General features: G+C 70.2%; 14 protein-coding genes and 1 riboswitch. Of the genes, 3 read left to right on the forward strand and 11 right to left on the reverse strand.

Translation table 11 applies throughout. The features are described 5' to 3' along the window. Positions 1-117: 117 nt before the first annotated feature. Positions 118-291, reverse strand: a riboswitch (M-box (ykoK) riboswitch). A gap of 970 nt (positions 292-1,261) precedes the next feature. Continuing rightward, positions 1,262-2,359: a barstar family protein gene (locus ABD269_RS16880; protein ID WP_344118613.1), complete on the reverse strand. Its 1,098-nt coding sequence runs from the start codon at positions 2,357-2,359 to the stop codon at positions 1,262-1,264. Positions 2,360-2,782: 423 nt separating this feature from the next. Between ABD269_RS16880 and ABD269_RS16885 the strand changes: the two genes are divergently transcribed. Then, a complete protein-coding gene (locus ABD269_RS16885) occupies positions 2,783-3,331 on the forward strand; it encodes a Uma2 family endonuclease (RefSeq protein ID WP_344118678.1) in 549 nt (182 codons plus the stop codon). 41 nt (positions 3,332-3,372) lie between these two features. Here the strand turns inward: ABD269_RS16885 and ABD269_RS16890 are convergent, their stop codons facing one another. After that, on the reverse strand, positions 3,373-4,503 hold the full coding sequence (locus ABD269_RS16890; protein WP_344118614.1) for a hypothetical protein: 1,131 nt from the start codon (positions 4,501-4,503) through the stop codon (positions 3,373-3,375). 236 nt (positions 4,504-4,739) lie between these two features. Then, a complete protein-coding gene (locus tag ABD269_RS16895; protein WP_344118615.1) occupies positions 4,740-5,054 on the reverse strand; it encodes a hypothetical protein in 315 nt (104 codons plus the stop codon). A gap of 824 nt (positions 5,055-5,878) precedes the next feature. Between ABD269_RS16895 and ABD269_RS16900 the strand changes: the two genes are divergently transcribed. Continuing rightward, on the forward strand, positions 5,879-6,490 hold the full coding sequence (locus ABD269_RS16900; RefSeq protein WP_344118616.1) for a response regulator: 612 nt from the start codon (positions 5,879-5,881) through the stop codon (positions 6,488-6,490). Continuing rightward, positions 6,483-7,520, forward strand: coding sequence for a sensor histidine kinase (locus ABD269_RS16905; protein ID WP_344118617.1), 1,038 nt, complete (start codon positions 6,483-6,485; stop codon positions 7,518-7,520). Before ABD269_RS16900 ends, ABD269_RS16905 begins: the two co-directional genes overlap by 8 nt. A gap of 163 nt (positions 7,521-7,683) precedes the next feature. On the opposite strand, the gene ABD269_RS16910 is transcribed toward ABD269_RS16905, so the two are convergent. The 8 genes from ABD269_RS16910 to ABD269_RS16945 all read right to left on the reverse strand — a co-directional run bounded on the left by ABD269_RS16910 (position 7,684) and on the right by ABD269_RS16945 (position 19,999). Then, positions 7,684-8,547, reverse strand: coding sequence for a hypothetical protein (locus ABD269_RS16910; RefSeq protein WP_344118618.1), 864 nt, complete (start codon positions 8,545-8,547; stop codon positions 7,684-7,686). A 14-nt stretch (positions 8,548-8,561) separates the two neighbouring features. After that, positions 8,562-9,368, reverse strand: coding sequence for a papain-like cysteine protease family protein (locus ABD269_RS16915; protein WP_344118619.1), 807 nt, complete (start codon positions 9,366-9,368; stop codon positions 8,562-8,564). A 221-nt stretch (positions 9,369-9,589) separates the two neighbouring features. Beyond that, positions 9,590-11,281 (reverse strand): mycolysin, encoded by a 1,692-nt coding sequence (locus ABD269_RS16920; RefSeq protein ID WP_344118620.1) that lies wholly within the window; start codon positions 11,279-11,281, stop codon positions 9,590-9,592. Between the two features lie 326 nt (positions 11,282-11,607). Next, positions 11,608-13,125 carry a hypothetical protein gene (locus ABD269_RS16925; RefSeq protein WP_344118621.1) on the reverse strand — a complete coding sequence of 506 codons (1,518 nt, stop codon included), beginning with the start codon at positions 13,123-13,125 and terminating at the stop codon, positions 11,608-11,610. Between the two features lie 117 nt (positions 13,126-13,242). Then, positions 13,243-14,412: a glycosyltransferase gene (locus tag ABD269_RS16930; protein WP_344118622.1), complete on the reverse strand. Its 1,170-nt coding sequence runs from the start codon at positions 14,410-14,412 to the stop codon at positions 13,243-13,245. Beyond that, positions 14,409-15,230, reverse strand: a complete 822-nt coding sequence (locus ABD269_RS16935) for an alpha/beta fold hydrolase (protein ID WP_344118623.1) — start codon at positions 15,228-15,230, stop codon at positions 14,409-14,411. Before ABD269_RS16935 ends, ABD269_RS16930 begins: the two co-directional genes overlap by 4 nt. A gap of 3 nt (positions 15,231-15,233) precedes the next feature. Then, positions 15,234-15,572 carry an acyl carrier protein gene (locus ABD269_RS16940; protein WP_344118624.1) on the reverse strand — a complete coding sequence of 113 codons (339 nt, stop codon included), beginning with the start codon at positions 15,570-15,572 and terminating at the stop codon, positions 15,234-15,236. Beyond that, the gene (locus tag ABD269_RS16945) at positions 15,569-19,999 is read right to left on the reverse strand and encodes a beta-ketoacyl synthase N-terminal-like domain-containing protein (protein ID WP_344118625.1); all 4,431 of its coding nucleotides are present in this window, start codon (positions 19,997-19,999) and stop codon (positions 15,569-15,571) included. Before ABD269_RS16945 ends, ABD269_RS16940 begins: the two co-directional genes overlap by 4 nt.

The raw sequence follows: 19,999 nt of genomic DNA on the forward strand, positions 1-19,999 counted from the left end.
CGGGGCCGATGATGACCCGGACTACTGTGACTGCAATCCATCTCTCGCCTCCTCCCGGCCAAGGCGCACGCGGGCGCCAAAACGACTCGGCAAAGAGCGGACCGACCCCTTGCGGCCGGTTCACCCCCACTCGTCAGAGCTTTGGCACTGCACGGCGTAATCCCCTTTGCGGGGAAGCCACTTGGGATCACCCCTTAGGCCGGGGAGATCTGTCCTGAACCTGGGCGTCTCTCGACGTCGTGGGGTCAGTGGCCTGTGTCCGTGCAGACGCCTCACCGAACGAGGTGTCCTCTTCAAACGCCTAGCAGTCTGCCCTGTACTTGCACATCGACGCAACTGCTTGGCGCAACCTTGACGCCGTCGATCCGCTCCGGACACACCGGTTCGGCGTGGCTCGTCGTGCCGGGGCTGCCGCGTCGACCAGCGCCTGGGCCACCTCTCCGGGCAGGCCCGGGTGATGGACGATCCGATGCGGCGTCGCAGTCGTGTATGGCGTAAACCCATGTGAAGTAGCGTCCGTACCGGCTGCGCACCCGCCGAGGCGGAACCCGGAGCGGTTCAGCAGGTTGTCGAACTCTCGTTCACTCCGGAGGTGAGGAAGGACATCGCGGTGTCGAATCCGGTGCGGCCGGTGAGCAGGGTGTCCTCGATGTGCTCGGCGGAGCGGCGGAACATCTCGTCGGCGAAGAGCAGGGCGCGGCCTGCTGGGAGCCGGGTAGGTCCGCACGCAGGGCGAGCAGGCGGAGCACGTGGTGCAGGGGGGCCGGATCGTGTGCCGGAGCGGGCGGCCAGCTCGCGGGTGGCCGGCTCCGGGGCGGGGGTGGCGGGCAAGGGGGGCTCCTGTCGGTGGTGCGGGCACTTTCCGCACCTCCGTGTATCGATGATTTGCGCAGGTCAGAGCAGATATCGGCCCGCCGCGCGGGTGTATCCGGCCTGACCCACACGGCGCGTCCCAGCATGGCGCGAGCTCGACGATCGGCTCTCCGAGATGCCGCAGAACGCTGCGACTTTGCGGGATAGGTGACACCAAGCCTGTGGCCTGAACTGGGCTTGAGCGACGCAGTTTTCGCTCCGCTTGACATCAGAAGGCCAAGTTTGTTGACACCTATGCCCAGTTTTCAGCCCAGTCGCCACCTACCATCGTGCAACTCGGCTGGCATCTGAGCCCAAGTGGGCACTGCGGAGTGTGCAATTCGGCAGCTTGCCCGGAACATGAGGCATAGGGGATGGGCGGGGCCGAAAGTACCGGGCGGACAGCAGTTCATGCCAGGGTGACGTCCATGCCGCCTTCGGCCAGGGCCTCAAGGACTGCGGCGAACAGGTCGTAGGGCTGGCCGTCTGGTGTCAGGACGTGGGACAGGTGCTCGCGTGCGATCGCGGCGTCCCGCCAGAGCAGGGTGGCGGGGGCGGTGTAACCGAAGGTGCCGCGCAGGCAGTCGTCAAGGGCGGCAAGACAGCCGCCGAAGTAGCCCCCCGGCCCGTTGACCGCCTCGCCGAGCGCCAGGTAGAGGGCTGGTTCGTCGGTGATGTGCCGGCCGTCGAGTTCGTAGGCCTGACCGGCTGACCGGGCACGATGGGATCGTCGGCAGGCCCGCTCTCGGACGAGGTCATGCCAGGCCCCGCGGCGGCGGGTATCGAGACCGGCCCAAGCGTTGACGGCGCCCGGAGGCCCGGCGAGCCACCGCTCCCAGACGGGCCGGGCGTATTCGGGAACGGGGGCGAAGCGGCCCCCATCGAGCTCCAGGTCGATCAGGTCCGCCCCGCAGGAGGATGGGCGCCAGTCGCTGACCGTGCCCCACAGCAGCCGATCAGTAAGCAGCTCACCTTGGCTGTCCCGTATCTCCAGAGCGGACTCCTCCAGATCCAGCGCCCGCCGGGTGCCCTTCATCAGCGCCGCCCTCAGCTGATCGCTCTGGGCGAGCCCCCGCAGGACGAGCGGGGGCGGTATCTCCTCGGGCGACAAGACGCGGGTGAATTCCCGGCAGGAGCCCAGCCAGCGGCGTCCGTCGTGCACGCGAACGCGACCCCTGTACCCCTCGGGTGGACCTTCGTATTCGTCCAGGCCGGTGAGCAAGAGACTGTCCGTCCCGGGAGGCTGCCCCAAGCTCTCCGCGTCCTCCAGCAGCCAGGCGTCGAGTGCCCCGTCGTCCGGCACCAGCCACACCCGGCTGCCGACCCAAGCGGGTACGCCGGTTTTCTCCGGAACCCAGCCGAACAGCTCGTACGTCCCGCGCTGGGGCTCTCCGAACAGCCCCTCCGCCTCGACGCAAACGCCCCAGACATGGCCGTGCTCGGTCCCAGTCAGCTTGTACCGCGCGCTCCTGCGCTCGTTCTCGTCCTCATGCACAGCGCAAATCATGCCCGCCCAGGTTCCGACGACGAAGCCGGGATCTTCTGCCGGCCACAGGCTCAGGGCCGTCCCTGGTCGGCGGCGCACGCGCTCAGTGTCAGCTGGCATGACTCGATGTCATCCATCTCGAAAAGTCGCAAACGCACAGTGCGACATGGCGGCACGATCCGCTTGGCCTTAACGCCCACTGACAACTATCGCGACCAGTCACAGCAGTGCCGCACATGGCCGGGTGATCATGCGCGAGCAGTGCGAACATGTATTTGATTGAGGGCCCGGCCGAGCGCCTCGCGTGAGCGGCTGCTGGGTTCGGCGGCGAAGGCTACGCTGTCACCCGTTGCGTGGCCCGTGTCCGCGTTCCGGGATCAAGGCCCCTTGACCAATTCCTGAAGGCGCCTGGAGGAAGCCGTGACCACTGAACTACCTGACTGGATGATCCCGCCCAGGCCGAGCGGCTGGGAGGCGGATGATCTTGACAACCTCCCGCAAGCGCCGAGGCACACCGAACTCATCGATGGAGCCCTGATCTTCATGATGTCGCCGCAGCGATCCTGGCACTCCCGGCTCGTGGAGAACCTCACTTTCGCACTGAGGCAGGCGGCCCCCGATGGGTTCGAGGCCGAGCGTGAGATGACCATCCGCCTTGACAAGAAGAGTCGCCCCGAGCCGGACATCCTGGTCTCGACTGCCGCATATGATCCTGACCGCACCTGGTACGTACCCGAGGAAGTCGTTCTGGCCATCGAGGTCGTCTCAGAGGAATCAGCGGACCGTGATCGGTCCCTGAAACCTTTCAAGTACGCCCAGGCCAAGATCGCGCACTTTTGGCGCATCGAGGACGAGGCCGGAGCCCCCACTGTCCACGTCTACGAACTCGATGCCTTGACCAGTTCTTATGTGCCCACTGGCATCCACCGGGGCAGGCTGCGGGTCGCCGTCCCCTTCCCTCTCGATATCGATCTCAACGTTCTTGTGCCGTGAATCGCACGGCTCGGCTCGATCGGTGCCGGGGAAGCGGGGGTCTATCGGAGGCCGTGGCGGTCGAGGCGGTGGATGAGGCCGGGGCGGCGTTGACTGTCTTCGCGTAGACGGGTCAGGCGCTGGTGGTAGTCGGATTGCCGTCCGGTGTGAGCGTAGGCGTCGCGCAGTTCCGTGAGGAGGGTGACGGCCTGGTCGTAGGCGCTGGTCTTCCTGGTGGCGATGTGGGCCTCGATCTGCCGCCAGGCGGATTCGGCCTCGCGCGCGAGGGCGGTCAGGCGCTGGGCGTGGGCAGTGGCTCGTTCGTGTTCGGCGCGCTGCCGGCGTTCGGTGCGCAGGGTGTTTGCGGCGTCCAGGAGGTGGGCGGCGGATCGGCAACCGGAGACCGCGATGGGGGCGGTGGTGCCCTGCAGACGGTGCAGGAGTTCGGTGTGCAGCCCGGGTTCCGGGCCGAGCGCGAGCCGCAGGAGCAGGGCGTCCTTCTCCTTCTGGGGCATTGCGGCGATCAACGGGGCGAGTTCCTTCTTCGTGCGTTTGGGCGGCCTCTTGGGCGCGGCGGTACTGGCCTGGGCCGCGACTGTCAGCAGGTCGTCGTCCACGCGCAGGAAGTCCGCGAGCGCGCGCTGCGGTGCGGTCAGTTCGTCGAGCCCGGCCGGGACGGGCGGCTCCGGGCAAGTCTGGTATTCCGCTTCGGAGTCGTCCTCGAGTTCCCAGGCGGCGAGTGCGGAGAGCCAGGCGAGGTAGAGGGGACGCAGGTCGCCGGTGGCGAGTTCGTCGCGTACGCCGATGAGGGCGGCCAGCGAGTCGTCGGCGCCCTCGATCCAGTCGCCGCCCTCGTCCTCGCTGGTCAGGTCGAGGAGAAGGTGGGCGCGGGTGGTCCAGGCGTCGACGTGGTGGTCGAGGCAGTAGGGCTGGACGGTGGGGAGGTTCAGGGTCTGTTTGGGCAGGCGGAGCATCAGCCGGTGGGTGCCCCAGTTGGTGACGTACAGGTGGGCGTCGAAGTAGCGCTCGGTCATATGGCGCGGATCCCCGCTCAGGTCACCCCAGTTGTAGGTGTTGGTGAAGCTGGTGGCGGTGATCCGGGCCCGGGTGGAGAGGGCCCGCAGCTCGTCCTGTTCCTCGCGGCTGAGCGGACGGTCGAGGGCTTGGAACTCGTAGTACTGGTACTCGCTCACACGGCGGACCCTATCGCCGCCGCGGATGGGCGCGGATGGGGAGCGGGCAAGCTCGGCATCGCGATCCAGGGCCAAGGAGCATTCCGCCACTTCGAGGACATGCCGGCCACCTCGCCGTCACGGCTGTGACGGTACCGGTTGTTTGCCGCGGACCGGCAGTACGGCCGGACCTGGGCCTGGCTCGCCGGTCAGGGCTACCGGCCGATGCCACCGGGCGACCAGTGATCGGGGTGCCTTCATGACCCCCAGCGCCGGTAGGCCTCAATCCACTCAGCCCCCTCGGGCGCCGGATGCGGCAACGGAAGGTCGAGAACACCGATTGCCTGCCGGTGCCTGGCACGGGCGCAGACCGCCACGATCTGGCTGCCGGGCAACAAGTCCACATTCTTCACGGTGACCTCGACCCCGAGAACGACCGTCTTGAACGGGACGGCCAGATGCTCAGCGAGCATGGTGAAGAGACCCATGAGCTGCTCCGCATCGCCGTAGGCGTCCACGGTGGCCTGCTCAACCAGCTCATCGAGTTCCGCGTCACTCAGCTGTCCGTTCACAGGGAACACGGTACCGACGGAGCCCGTGGCTCTCCCCCCTCTTTACCGGATCGCCCCCGGCACGGGGCGCAACCCGTACACCACTTCGTCGGACGCAATCGCTTCGCACTCAGGACTACTACGAACACCGCATCAAGGAGTGTGACGCCCGGACACCGATGAGGAATAGCCCGGAATTCCTCCGGATCGCGTTACCGGGATGCACTTTTGATGGGGAGTCATATGCTGTGCGTTACGTGGGCCGAGGGGTCGGAAGAGGGCGAGGGTCGGTGTGCTCTCTTCTCGCGAAAGGCGGTCTCGTCCGGAATGGCCGGATCTCAACTGAAGGTCCACTTGATCACGTAGGTGAAGGCGTTCACCGGGAAGGCGAACGGAGTCATCCGCGATAGCCTTCTTCACCGGTAGCATATTTTTCCCGTCAAGACGGGATATTCGGACTCTTGGTTGCAGACGGTGCAATCACCCCGAAAGGCCATGGTGTCCGGGTGCCGGAACTGCTGGAGGGCATGGCTGGCCGGACTGGTCGCGACGTCGAAGGGCTGGAGATCATCTCGGAACTCTTTCTTTCTCGTGATCGCAGGGCGCCCTGTGGGCAATTCGGACGAAACGGCCGTCCCCGCCCCGCCCGCTGCGGGAAATCCGTAGAAGCCCGCAAGATTTCTGCGGGTTGGTCGCAGGAAATTGAACTTTTGACCGTCCGTTGCAGGAATTCCGTCGGTTGACAAGATTGGCCACTACATCGGAAAGTGAATGCATCCAATGGGGCGACAAAGCAGCCATGTTTCCCCGTGCCCGAAAAGGCTATGCAGAAGGTGGGGGATCCCGTGCGAGTGGTCCTGGCCGAGGATCATCCGACCGTACGAGCTGGAACCCGGGCGCTCCTGGAGCCCGAGGGCTTCATCGTGGTCGGGGAGGCGGCCTGCGAACGCGAGGCGTTGGAGATCGTTTCCGAGCAGCAGCCCGATGTGCTGATGCTGGACATGAAGCTGGAGTCGGGGCTGGCGCTCAATGCCATTCCCCAATTCCTCGCCGCCGCACCGGGGATGGGAATTCTCGTGCAGAGCTGCTACGAGGACCGGGCCATCATCTGCGGGGCACTGGCCGCGGGTGCCGCAGGCTATCTGCTGAAGAGCAGTCCAGTGTCCGAGCTGGTCCTGGCGGTACGGACGGTGGCGTCGGGAGGACGGTACGTACAGCCCTCGCTCGGTGCCGGGCTGGCCCGTGCGCAGGGCCGGGAGCCGGAACTGCAACTGCGGGAGCGGCAGGTCCTGGGCCTGCTCGCCGAGGGGCACACCAACCGTGAGGTGGCCGCGCGGCTGACGGTCAGCGTCCGCACGGTGGAGAGCGTCAGGGCCGCTCTGCGCGCCCGGCTGGGCCTGGTCACCAGGGCCGACCTCGTCGCGTACGCCCGGCAGAACCGCTCCGCCGATGTGTAGCGGAACCGCCCGGCCGGCCACCGCACGACAGCCGCTCGACCTGGGCGCACTCAGCAGCTTCTGTGTCGCGATCAGCCTGGTCAGCCTCGTGGCCTACGTGGTCAACTTCCTCGCCCACGACCGGATGCCGCCCCGGTCGATCTCGACCCTGAGCGTCGCCCTGGCCACCGGTGTCCTCGCGCTGCTGACCTGCGGGCTGCGGCGGGCCCGCCGGGTGCTGATCATGATCTGCTGCGGATTCACGGTCCTGAGCGTGGACAGGTTCGCGCACTCCGCACCGATGGATCACGCGGCCATGGCGTTCCTGCTGGCGGCATCGGTGTACGCCGTCCCGGCCTGGCCCGAGATGAAGGTGGTCCTCAGCGGGGGAAGCGCCAGCGCCATGGTGGAGCGGCAGGAGCACCATGCGGGCCTGCTCGCGGGCGAGTTGCACGACGAAGTCCTCCAGCTGCTGGCACTGACCTGTCGGCGGCTCGACGCGGCCCGCGCACTGGACGACCCCGGTGCGCTGCGCGCGGCGATGGAGGACGCGTCCCGCACCCTCGACGAACAGGCCGGTACGCTGCGCCGCATCATCGCCACCGTGAGCCCGGCAGCCGTCCAGGGGCTGGGGCTCGCCGAGTCGGTCACCTCCCTCGCCGGACAGATCGCCGCCGAGAACGGGCTCGTGGTGGACGTGGACGTCCAGGGCGACCGGCCCCATGCGTGTGCAGGGGAGAACGGCGTGAATCTTGCCGTCTACCGGGTCGCCCAGGAAGCGCTCACCAACGTGGTCAAGCACGCCGACGCCCGGCGCATCACCGTTGCCCTCACATGCCGCGACGAGGGCATCAGCCTCACCGTCACCGACGACGGACGCGGCCTCGGCCCGAACCCGCCGAGAGCCACCGAGGGGTACGGCATGCAGGGCATGCGCTGGCGCTGCGAAGCGTACGGCGGCACATTCAGCGCCAGAACCGCCGACACCACCGGCACGGTCGTCCGGGCCGTGTTCCCCCTGCGTAACTGCCGGAAAACCCGGGCGTCCTAGGCTGGCCGACCGCGTCGGCACCAGCCTGCCCCTGGCCCGCGCAAGCCGGCCAGGGGCAGGATCCGTGGGCAACGCGAGACGGTATCGAGCGCCCGCACGCCCGGCGACGCCCGGATCGCCGGGCGCCTGGCCTCGTGGGCCGGGCGCCCGGCTGTGGGCGGGATCAGGCCGAGCGGCGTCGGCGGCGCAGATGAAGGACCGCCGCGCCCGACACCGCCAGGGCTGCCGCGCCGGCGGCGGCCGGGAGCCAGGAGCGGGAAGGGGCGGTGGCGGTCTGCTCCTCGGCGAGGGCGTAGCCGCCCGCGAGACCCTTGCGGTCGTAGGCCGAGCCGGGGAGCTTGTCGCCGTAGCGCTTGGCGACGAGTTGCTGGTACGCCGCGAGTGGGACGCGGGGCTTGCCTTGCAGGGCTGTCCGGGCTTCCTTGTTGAGGGGCTCGACGGAGCCGCTGCCGGTCAGCCGGTACCAACCGTGGATCTGCGGCTCCATGAAGGTCTGCGCCTGGTCCGTGCCACGTTCGGCGGCGCTGATGTCCGCGTCGCCGTCGCGGATGCCGGCCAGTTGCCAGGCACGGCCGTCTTGCTCCGGGGCGAGCAGGACGGCGGCCTGACGGCCGTTGGCGGCCGAGACACGGGAGGCGAGGTAGGACAGCCGCAGGGCCGCGCCGGCGGTGGCCTTGGTCTTGCCGGCGACGAACTCGGGCGACAGCTCGTAGAAGGGGACCGGCTTCTTGAGGTCGAAGCCGGGTGCGGCGGCAGGTGCCTGCGCGGGGCCGGGCGGGGCGCCGGCCGCGCCGCCGTCCTCGCCGCTGTCCGCGCCGCCGTCCGGGGTGTGGCCCGCGACGGCCGTCAGGAAGCGGGTGACGGTGTCGTGGACCTTGCCGGAGCGCAGTACCTTCTGAGCGGCGGTGTAGTCGGTCTCCGCGGGGGTGGTGGGTTCGTCGGCGGCCTGCGCTGGAACGATTCCGCAGAGGGCGGCGACGGCAGTGGCCGCGCACAGGGTGGCGGCGCGTCTGGTCGTACGGTGCATGGTCGGTGGTCTCCTCAGCCCTGGATGCCGGTACGCGTGTGGGTCCACCGGAAGGAGTTGTTTCCGGAGTAGGCGGAGTAGTTCCACCAGGTGTAGGTCTTCGTGGTGGGCCAGGGGTCGCCGACCGCGATCATGTTGCTGGTGCTGTCGTAGCCGTAGACGACGTTCATGTGGCCGCCGCCGGAGTTCCAGCCGATACGGACGGCGAACGGACGCCCGTTCGCGATCTCGGTCCGGGTCTCGCCGAAGGAAGCGTTGCGGTAGAGGTCGTTGCCACTGCTGCGGAAGCCCATGTTGCGGAGGGCGTTGGCCATGTCGCCGAGGGTGGCGGGGCGGTTGTTGCAGTCCAGCCGGTTGTTCTGGGCGGCCAGGCGGCAGAAGTCGTACTGGTTGTAGCGGGTGTAGCCCCAGAAGTTGGCTATGGTCAGGCCGGTGGCGTCCCAGCACCACTGGTCCTTGACCTGCTTCTGCATGCTGATGTCGAGGGCCTTCCGGCCGGTGGGATTGCCGGTCGGATTGGTGGTGGGCTTGTCGGTGGGCTGAGTGGAGGTGCAGACCGGCAGCCTCCCGGTGTTCTCCCGGATGAACGCGTCGGCGATGTAGTACTTGCCGGACCAGATCCAGCGGGAGTTGTTCTCGACGACGTCGCCGGTGGTACGGCAGGTCATCGGGATCTGGTCGCCGGCCCACGACTTTCCGGTGATGCCGGCCGAAAGTGACGGCTGGGACCGCTGGTTGACGGTGCTGAAGTTGCCTCGCCCGCCGGTGACCGTGCCGGTGACGCTGGCCTGGGCCTGGGGGGAGATGCTCAGCAGGAGCACGCCGGACAGGACGGCGGCGCCCGTCGTGGCCAGAAGTACCTTTTTGCGCCTTGACGTAGGGGCGGCGTGTGTCTGCGTTGATATGCGGGTTGATCTACGGAATCTGTGCATGGGGGATTCTTCTCTTGCTGATCGGTGAGGGCGGATACGGCCCCGCCGCAGCCAGAAGGCGGTGAGGCCGTATCCGGTGAAGAACGCTCTTCGGGTACCGATCGGGCGGATCAGTACTGGATGGTGTGGTTGTAGAGGATGTTGCGGGCCTTCGCTCCGCTGTCCAGGCCGTACGCGGGCCGGTCGGTGAGGAAGTACTCACGGAAGGTGGACTGGCGCTCGCGGGACATCATGGTGTTGCTCTTCGTCCAGCCGCCGTCGACCTGGGACCACAGGTCGACCAGCGCGGTGGCGACCCGGGCCTCGCAGGCGTCGCCCCAGTCGATGCCGCGTGTGGTGCGGTCGTTGGCGAGGTTCGTGGAGCTGCCGTTGCCCCAGGTCATGACGGTGTCATTGAAGGCGCGGAACGCCACGGCGTCGGCGAAGCCCTCGGTCCAGCCGCAGGTGGTGGAGGAGGTGCGGTTGACGTAGTGGGGCGAGCAGTTGGTGACGTTCGGCCACCATCCGTTGTAGAGCTTGCCCATGAGGGAGTGGCCGGCCTCGTGGACGGTGGTGTGGCCGGAGTCGGGGTCGCTGTCCGCGAGGTGGACCTTGTCGTCGCGGTTCGTCCAGTACGTACCGTCCTGGGAGCCCGGGTACCACTGGACGGTGATCGGGGAGCAGCGGCCGTCCTTCTCGTTGCTCGTCCAGCAGGTGCTGGTCGAACCCCGGTCCCACCAGAGCTTGTTGAGGGTGTCGAAGGCGTGCCAGGCGCGGCTCTGGCCGCTGTTGGCGTAGACGGTGCCCAGGCTCTTGTTGCCCGAGACGTTGCCGAGGGCGTTCGAGGTGGTCGAGTAGCGGCGGTTGTATCCGTCGACGACCGACCACATGCCGCCGGCCTGGGTCTGGAACTCCGCCCAGACCTGGGAGGTGACGGACGTGGTCGGCGTGTAGCAGAGCTTGAACGTGCCGTCTCCGTTGCCGGTCAGACCAGCGGCGAGCTTCTGCGTACTGCCGCCTGCGGTCGCCCTGCCCCAGAGGGTGACGTTGGCGTTGCTGACCGGCAGGTCCCGGTCGGCCTTGCGGTTCCAGCTACCGCCCTCGGAGGACTGGAAGCGGTTGCGCAGAGTACCGCTGACGCAGACCGGGGCGTAGGGCTTGCCGGGGGCGGCGGCCTGTGGGGGAGTGCTCGGTGCGGCCGGGGCGGCGGCGCCCGGACGTGCCGGGCGGTCGTGTGCCGTGGGCCCGTCGGCCGGAGTCGCGTCGGCCTTGGTGACGGACATGCCCTTGGCGGTGGAGCCCTTGGCCTTGCCGATGGTCAGTTCCACCGAGGCGTGACCGGCGCGGCGCGGGTCGGGGCGGTCGATGTCGCTGATGTCCGCCTGGATCTGGGCGGGGCCCGCGGCGACGGCCTCGACCTTGAGCCTGATGGTGCGGGTGCCCGGGGTGAGGGCCAGCGTCCGGCTGGTGCGTTGGCCGAAGGGGTCCGTCGCGGGCGCGGCGAGGGCCGGGTTCCGGTCGACGATCCGGAGGGCGGGCGGCAGTTGGAGGGAGAGGCCGGCGCGCTTGACGTCGGTCTGCGCCGTGACGGCCACGGTGAGGGTGGTCCGCTCGCCGATGGCGGGAAGGTGCTCGAGGGAGGCGGTGACGCCGAGACAGCTCAGCGGCGCTTCGGAGTTCTTGTCCGCGGGGCGGACAGTGCAGCTGTCCGCCGGGGTGGGGGTGACCGCGTAGGCGGACGGTACGGCGACGGTGGCGATGCAGGCACCTATGCCGCCCGCTGCGATCAGCGCCGCGGGTCTCGGTATTCGTATTCGGAACATGGGCATGCCTTTCTAGGGCGTGCACGACGGGTCCGGTGCACGCCGATTCGAACCGTGGGGGGTGAGAACTGCCGCGATCATCAATCACTGGTAAACGGCAGTGTCTTGATCGACAACTCGCCGAGACTTTACGTCATATGGATTGCGCATGTCACATTCGGCATGCAACTGCATGGCGTAGAAGGCAAATAGACGCGATGTCACCTGCGATGTTGCGGTAAACCCGCAATAAACAAAGGGCATTGGGGCAGGGGAATCACCGGCCACCCACACGGCGACGGGGTCTCACCTCCTCTGCGTTGCCGTGTGGGCCGAGCGTCGGTGTGTCAGTTGTGCCGGGGCTTGCTGCCGCCGGACTGGTCCTTGTCACCCGGTTTCGTGTCGTCCTGCGGAGTGCGCGGCTGGGGGATCCGTATGGCTCCCTTGCCGTGTGCGAGTTGCACCTCGCGCTGCACCTTGGGCATCGGCAGGCGCACCGCGAGCGCCTGTACGCCGCCGATCTTCAGATACGGCATGACCCAGCCCTCCAGGTCGACTCCCGCGAACAGCTTCCAGTCGGCGTCGACCGCAGCCTTGCCCTCGGTCGACCCGCTGACCCCGCCCTTGACCTCGGTGCGCACGTACGGCGCGGCGACGTCGCCCTTCACGCCCACGCTGCCATAGAGACCGAGGTTCGCCTCGGTGCCGAACCGGACCTTCGCGTTGACCGCGGCCGAGGCGCTCGCCTTCAGCGTCGCGGGGGTGAAGTTCGCCTTGGCCTCCGGCTGCCAGCCCTTGCGCAGACTGAACGCGGAGCCGAGGGCGAAGTCGCCCTTCACCGGGTCCTGTTGGACGTCCAGGCTCGCCTTTCCGTTGGCGTCGATCAGGACGTAGCAGGTGAGGTCGATGTTGACGGTGACCGGAAGTTCACCGATGTAGAAGGTCGGGTTGGCGTGCAGGACGACGAACGGTATCCGCAGCGGCTTGCCGTTGGTTGTGGGGGCCGTCCGCCCCTTGAAGTGGAACCCCGAGGACCAGTCGCCGCTCAGCCGCAGGCCGGCCCCCGACGGGCCGTCGCCGGAGCCGCGGCCGTAGTAGTTGAAGTCGACCTCGGGCGCGAGCTGGACGAAGCCCTTGAACGACGCCTTGGTGGGGCTTTCCACTCCTTCCTTCTTCGCGTCCTTCTCCGTGTCGACAGTGGTGTCGACGTCGACGCGCAGGCTGCCGAAGGGCAGTTTGAGGCCCTCGGGTCCGGCGTGGACGTTGCCGCGCTTGGCCCAGGAGAACTTCACCCCCGGAACGAGCGAATCGGCCTTGAAGCCGGACGGGTCGACGGGCAGCTTGTTCTCGACCTTGGAGTCTCCCAGCACCGTGGAGAGATCGACCGGGGCGGTACGGACCTCGGTGCCCTCCGAGGTCTCCTTCTCCACCTTCGTGACCTTGGCCAGGACGCCCTGGGGCGCGCCGGGCACGGGCTTGCTGGCGATGATGTCGCCCACGGCGACGGGCTTCTTCGCGGCAGGCGTCGCCGACGGCCCCGGCTTGCCGGACGGGCTCGGGGAGGCCTGTGCGACGGTCTGGGAGATGACGGCGTGCCCGCTGTTCCGGTCGATGGAGTCGACCTTCACCGCCGACTTGTGCGCCTTGACGCCGCCGCCTGCCGGAATGGTCACCGCGCTGGGGTCGGTTCCCCGGGGGGAGGGCACGCGGAGGCCGACGTCGCCTTGGGGGGCGCCGGCTTCACTGCTGCTCTCCGCCTCGCCCAAGGTGGGTTCGCTGTCAAATGGCGAGCAGCCGGCGAGGGCAAGGGTGAGGGAGGCGAGCAGCACTGGTGCCAGTGCCGCTCTTCTGTAGGGGTTGCGCATAGTGGATCCTTGTGGATTGGTGTGAGGGGGCTGTTTTCCCCAAGAGGGGTGGCGGGAACATGCCATGTCAGGGCATGGGTGGCACCTCTCATTCGGCGGGACCTGCGGGCCGGCGGGTCACTTCGCCCTCGCCGCCAGGGCTTCGAGGTGCACGGCCGCGGCCGTGGCACCTCCCGCGGCGCGGAACGACGCGCGCACCCTCCCGGCCGCCTCGCGGCAGTCGGGCTCGCGGAGGACGGTGTCCAGCGCCGCGTCCAGCACTTCGGCGGTTGCCCGGTTGAACCGGACCCGTACGCCCGCCCCGGCGTCCGTCACCTGGGCGGCGACGGCGGGCTGGTCGTCCCGGATGGGCGCGACGATCAGAGGGAGGCCGTACCACAGCGCCTCGCACACGGTGTTGTGCCCGCCGTGGCAGACCACCGCGTCGCACCGTTCCAGCAGGGCCAGTTGGGGAACGCGCGGCCGGACCAGCACCCGGTCGGCGAACTCCGGCACCGTGCCCGTCGGGTCGACGACCACCGCCTGCGCCCGGTCCGGCCGTCCGCGCACCGCCTCGGCGCACGCGGTGAGGAAGCGGGGCGCCGCCTCGGCATTGGCCGTGCCGAGGGTGATCAGCACGGTGGGCGTCCGGGGGTCGAGCCGGTGCCAGGGGAAGTCGTCCGCGGTCGGGCGGGCGGCGAGCGACGGTCCGACGAACCGGACCTGTTCGCCCGCGGACGGGAGCGGCCCGGCCAGGGCCTCGGTGCTGAAGGCCAGCACCAGCCGGTCGGACAGCCGGGGGTCCACGGTGCTCCAGGGGTCGCCGATCCGCTGCCGCAGCTCCCTGATCAGCCCGGCGATCCAGGAGTCGACCTTCGGCAGGCCGGACAGCGAGGTGAAGCCCGCCGTGGTGGTCGCCGAGGTGGCCCACACCAGCCCCATTTGCTCGGCCACGAGGCCGCCGGCGACGGCCTGTTGGTCGGCCACCAGGACGTCCGGCAGGAACTCGCCGACGGCCGCCCGCACTCCGGGCGCCATGTGCTCGGCGAGCGGCCCGAGGAACCGCTCCCACAGGAACTTCAGCGCCGCCGGGCCGCGGAGCGAGGGCGGCCGCAGCAGGGCGGGGTCGGCCAGGTCCGGGGAGGAGCACCGGAACACGGTCGCGCCGCCGCCCACCAGCGGTCCCACGACCTCCGGCAGGCCGGCCCAGGCCACCTGATGCCCGCGCCGGACCAGCTCGGCGGCGACGCCGACCGTGGGGTTGACGTGCCCGGTCAGGGGTGGCACCACGAACAGGAAGCGGCTCACCGGATCATGTCCCCGGCCGCCGGTACGGGCGTGTGCGCCCGTATCCACTCGAGGATCAGGTCGCCGGCCGGTTCCGTGGCACCGACGAGGACCCAGTGTTCCTGGTCCGGCAGCACGACGGTGCGGCAGACGGGGAGGAGGGACCGCAACCAGCTCTCCTGGGCGGCGAGTTCGGACTCGGCGCCGTAGAGGGCGAGTACGGGGATGCCCATCGACCGGATCGCGTCCTCGTCGAGCACCTGGCTGGCGGGGACGTCCCGCACCGTGGTGGTGGAGTGCAGCAGCCGGGCGGCCGACCGGATGCGTTTGGTCACGTGCTTGCCGTGCTTCTCGGTGAGTTCCTCGAAGAGGCCGTCGCGGGCGAGCTCCTCCGCCCCGCGCGCGAGGTTGGCCGCCATCTTGCGGGACCAGGCTGCGGTGGCCGGCTCCGACTCGATCATCGAGACGCTGGCCACCCGGCCGGGGTGCCGCGCCGCGTGGCCGAACGCGATGGTGCCGCCGTAGGAGTTGCCCACCAGGTGCACGGGGCCCGCCGGGTCCAGCCGGTCGAGCAGGGCCTCCAGGTCGTCGAGGTGGTCCTCCAGCCGGTAGCCGGCCGACGGCCGTTCGCTGAGGCCCTGCCCCCGCAGGTCGTACATGATCACGTCGAGTCCGGCGGCGGCGAACCGGGGCGCCAGGGTGAAGTAGTAGCTGATGAGGCTGTCGATGAGCATCCCGTGGACGAGCACCACGGTGGGCGGCGGGGCGGTGCCGGCCGGCGTCCGAGCGGGTATTCGTTCCACGTGCACCGCAAGGCCGTTGGCGTCGATCATGGCCATGGGTCACCGCTCCCCGGGGGCCCGCAGGCAGCCGGTGATGTGCTCGACGAGCTGTCCGACCGTCAGGCCGATGATCTCCTCCAGCCCGAGCCCGGCCAGGTACTCGGCGAAGTTCACCAGCTCCCCGTACCGCGCCTGGAGGTGGCCGCCGAGGGTGACCAGGTCGATGCTCTCCAGGTCCAGGTCGTCATGGAACCGGGTGTCCATGGTGATATCGGCGTCCATCACGCCCCCGTACTCGCCGAGGACGGTGTGGAGCATGCCGCCCACCTCCTCGAACACGGCCTCCTCGAACACGGCCTCGGGGGTCGCGGCGGCCGGTGCCGCCTGGCTGCTGTTCATTGCTGACTCTCCTGTCGTTCGTCTTCCGGCCGGGCGTCCCCGGGGGCCGGACCCGTGGTCCACGCGACCACGTACTCCCTCTCCGGCAGGCCTTGCGGGTTGGTGACGGTGCGGCAGCGCACCGGGTACCGGCGGCCGCCCACGACCACCACCAGGGCGTGGGCTCGTGCCTCGGTCACGGCGAAGTCCTTCGGCCGTCCCCGCAGCCCGGTGCCCTCGGCCTTGGCCACCGCCTCCTTCGCCGCCCAGAACCGGGTGAACCACAGCGGCTGCGGTTCACCGGTCCGGAAGCACAGCGCGACGAGGAGCTCGCGCTCGGCGGGGCCGAGGGCGGTGGTCAGGGTTCCCGGTGGCCGTTGGGTGACCTCCTCGACGTCGATGCCGACCGGCGCCGGGTGCCCGTCCGTGCCGGGCGGCCGGACCAGGGCGACCGCGGCCTCGGCCCGGTGCGCCAGTGAGATGTCGAGGGCGGGGAGAACCCGGCCGTGCGCACCGGTCACCCGCGGCCGGCCGGACGCGTCGTTGTCCACCCGGATCTCGGCGGGGAAGACCGGCCCTTCGCCGTGCTGCCACAGCCACCGGCGGACCGCGTCCTTGGCCGCGATGCGGCCGAGCAGCCACTGGCGGCGGCCGGACGGCGGGCGCCGCTCGTGGTCCTCGCGCTCGGTGGTGCCGAGGTGCCGCCGCATCACGAGGTCGCGGGACGCGAGGTCGTGGCACCCGTCGAACAGGAGCACCCAGCCGCCCGGTTGGACCGCGGAGAGGGTGTGCTGTTCGGGGAACCGTTCCTGCGCCTTGGTGTCCGTGCGGCTGTCGAACCGGTGGTCCTGCCAGCCGTGGATTTCCGCCCAGACGCGACCGTCCAGGAGCAGCTGCACGTCCGCCTCCACCGTGGCGTCGGTGACCGAGACGATCCTGATGAGGCACTCGACCCGGGTGCCGGGCGGCGGGTGCGGGCCGAAGAACCGGATGTGCCGCACGCGGACGGGGAACACCAGGGTCCGCTCGGTCAGGGTGGTGAGGATCCAGTAGCCGAGCAGCTGCCCCACGTTGTCGAGCAGGGCGCCCGGCGCGGACGGGGCGGTGAGCACGCCGCGCACATGCGCGTCGCCGACCGCCGTCAGCCCGGTGACGCCCTGGAATGCCGGGCCGTGGAACATCCAGCGGTCCTCGTACAGTTGCCCGGCCGTGATCCCGGGGGCCCGTTCCTCCTCGGGTGCCCACTGCCAGGGCCGGGGCGCGCCGCCGGGGTACCGGTCCGCGAGTTCCACCTCGCCGTGCGCGTACGCGCCGAACGTCACACCGGCCCGGCCGGTGCCGGACGCCTCGACGGTCACGGGCACGTCGACGGCGGGGGCCGCGGCCACCCAGCGGTTCAGCCGCACCTCGTGCACCGCCACCGCGGTCGTCCCGGGCCGGGCCCGTTCGGCGTGCTCCATCATGTGGTGCACCACGGTCGTGGCCGGGACGACCGGCCACCGGTCGGCCTCGTCGGGCCAGCCGGGGCGCTGTGCGAAGAAGCAGTGGTCGCGCAGGTACGGCATGGTGCCCGTGGACACCCGCAGCAGGGTGCGGACCGTGGGCGCCGCCGCGGCGCGGGACACCGCGACGGCCACCTCGGCGGTGTCCTTCAGCAGGGCCCGGAGCTCGGCGGTCAGCGGGGAGCCGTCCGGGGCGTCCACAGCATCCGGCACGTTCCGGACCGCGAGCGCCGAGCGCACCGCGGCCACCGTCTCCCGGTCCAGGGACACCAGCTTCCCGCCCAGGTCCAGTCGCGAGGGCGGCATCCGGCGGGCGTGGCTGCCACCGTCCACCGGGACCCCGGTGGACGGGTCGCCGCCGGCCGTCCACAGCGCCGTGGCGACCCGAAGCAACTGCGCGGTCCCGTCCCGGTGCGGGGAGTTGGCCGACACCACCAGGTGGGGGAGACCGCGCAGGGTGTTCTCGACGAGCGAGCCCACCTGGCCCGTACCGGCCTGGACGAAGACCCGGAAGCCGGCCGCGTACATGGCCTCGATCAGCGGGCGGAAGCGGACGGGCTCCAGCAGGTGGCGTACGAAGAGCTCCCGTACCTCGTCCTCGGTGCCGGGGTACTCCGCGGCGGTGGTCGCCGACCAGACGGGCACGGTCGGCCGGTGCAGCTCGAACAGGCCCGCGTAGTGCCGGATCCGGTCGAGGTAGGGGGCCAGCATCGGGGTGTGGAAGCCCGAGCGGAACGGCAGGACCTGCCCGATGACGCCGCGTTGCCGGAAGTGCTTCACCAGATCCTTCACTTGGCCGGGCGGGCCGCAGATCATCGACTGCTGCGGAGCGTTGTCGTGCGACAGCACCACATCGGGGCGGTCGGCGAGCACGGCGGTGACCTGCTCGGCCGGTGCACCCAGCGCGGCGAAGGACAGCCCCGCCACCCGCACCTGGTCCGGGTCGAAGGAGCGGGTGAACTCGTCGACCGCGTCCCCGGCGTACAGCCCGGCGGTGGCCATGGCCGTCCACTCGCCGATGCTGTGGCCCGCGACGGCGTCGGGCACGATGCCCATCCGGCGCAGCGCGGCGTCCAGCACCCGCCCCACGGCGATGACTCCGGCCCCGTGCCGTCCGACGTCCGCCACATCGGCCCCGGACCCGCCGAACCCCGTGGGCAGCAGCGCCGAGAGTCCGAACCGTTCGACGACGTCGTCGATCCGGGGTCTGAACTCGGCCTCCAGGCCGGGGAAGACGAAGGCCAGCCGCCCGCCCGCAGGGCCGCCGAGCAGTGGTTCCGGGGAGAACCACACGTCGCCGCGCCCGCGCCAGGGAGAGCCCTTGGCCACTGCTTTCCGGGCCAGGGCGAGGCGCTGGGGGTCCGGGGCGACGACGCCCAGCCGGGTGCGTCCGTCGTGGGAGGACCGTCGTGCGCGGACGACGGCGTCGTCGGCGTCCAGCAGCGCGGCGAGCTCCTCCGGGGTGTCGGCGGCCAGCCGCAGCACCTGTTCCGGTTCGCGGACCTCCACCGCCGGACGGTCAGGGCCGGGGGCGGCCTCGAGCACCACATGAGCGTTGATGCCACCGAAGCCGAAGGCGTTGACACCCGCCCGCCGGGTCCGCCCGTCACCGGTCTCCCAGCCCCGCGCCGCGGCGATCGTCCGGAAGCGGGTACGGGCCAGGGCCGGGTGCGGCTCCTCGCAGTGGAGGGTCGGCGGCAGTACGCCGTGGTGCACCGCGAGCGCGGCCTTGACGAGACCGGCCACGCCGGCGGCCGGCATGGTGTGCCCGATCATCGACTTGACCGACCCGAGCACCGGCCGGTCCTTGTCATCGGACGGGCCGAACACCTCGGCCAGGGTGGCCAGTTCGGCCGCGTCCCCCGAGGGGGTGGCGGTCCCGTGTGCCTCCAGGAGTCCGACCGACCCCGGTGCGGCGGGATCCAGTCCCGCCTCGCGCCAGGCCGCCCGTACCGCCTTCACCTGGCCCGAGGGGTCGGGGTTGACGAGGCTGCCGCTGCGGCCGTCGCTGGCCACGCCGGTGCCGCGGACGACGGCGTAGACACGGTCGTCGTCGCGCAGCGCGTCGGAGAGGCGCTTGAGCGCCACCACGCCGGTGCCCTCGCCGATCAGCAGGCCGTCCGCGTCCCGGTGGAACGGGCGGATCCGCTGGCTCGGCGACATCGCACGCAGCCGGGAGAACAGGGACCACAGCGTGATGTCGTGACAGTGGTGGACCCCGCCCGCCAGCACCAGATCGCAGCGGCCCGAGGCCAGTTCGCCGACCGCCTGGTCGACCGCGACCAGCGAGGACGCGCAGGCGGCGTCCACCGTGTACGCCGGGCCGCGCAGGTCGAGCCGGTTGGCCACCCGGGAGGCGGTGAGGTTGGGCACCAGGTTGATCGCCTGCTCGGGCTCGTCCGGCCCCAGCTGCTGCGTGTACGCCCGGCGGACCCGCTCCAGCAGGCCGGCGTCCAGCTCGGGCAGCAGATCCGCCAGGGTGCGCACCAGTTGATTGGACGTCTGGACGGACTGGGTGCCCCGCGCCATCCCGGGGGACAGATAGCCGCCCCGGCCCAGGATCACCCCGATCCGGTCCCGGTCCGGCAGCCGCGCCTCGCCGCCCGCGTCGGCGATCGCCCCGGCGGCCACGTGCAGCGCGATGAGCTGTTCCGGCTCGGTGCCGGGCACCGAGTTGGGCATGATCCCGAACCGGGTCGCCTCCACCTCGGCCAGCTCGTCGACGAATCCGCCGCGACGGCAGTACACCCGGTCCGAGCGGCCGCGGGCGGCCGCCGGGTCGTAGAAGGAGGGGTCCCAGCGCCCGGGCGGGACCTCGGTGATCGCGTCGGTCCCGGCCGTCAGATTGCGCCAGTACGTCGCGAGGTCCGGTGCGCGGGGAAAGAGGACCGCCATGCCGACGATGGCGACGGCGGGCCGGCCGGACGGCGTGTGATGCGTGCTCAT

Origin of the sequence: Streptomyces blastmyceticus (assembly GCF_039521185.1) — a bacterium.
Classification (GTDB): domain Bacteria; phylum Actinomycetota; class Actinomycetes; order Streptomycetales; family Streptomycetaceae; genus Streptomyces; species Streptomyces blastmyceticus.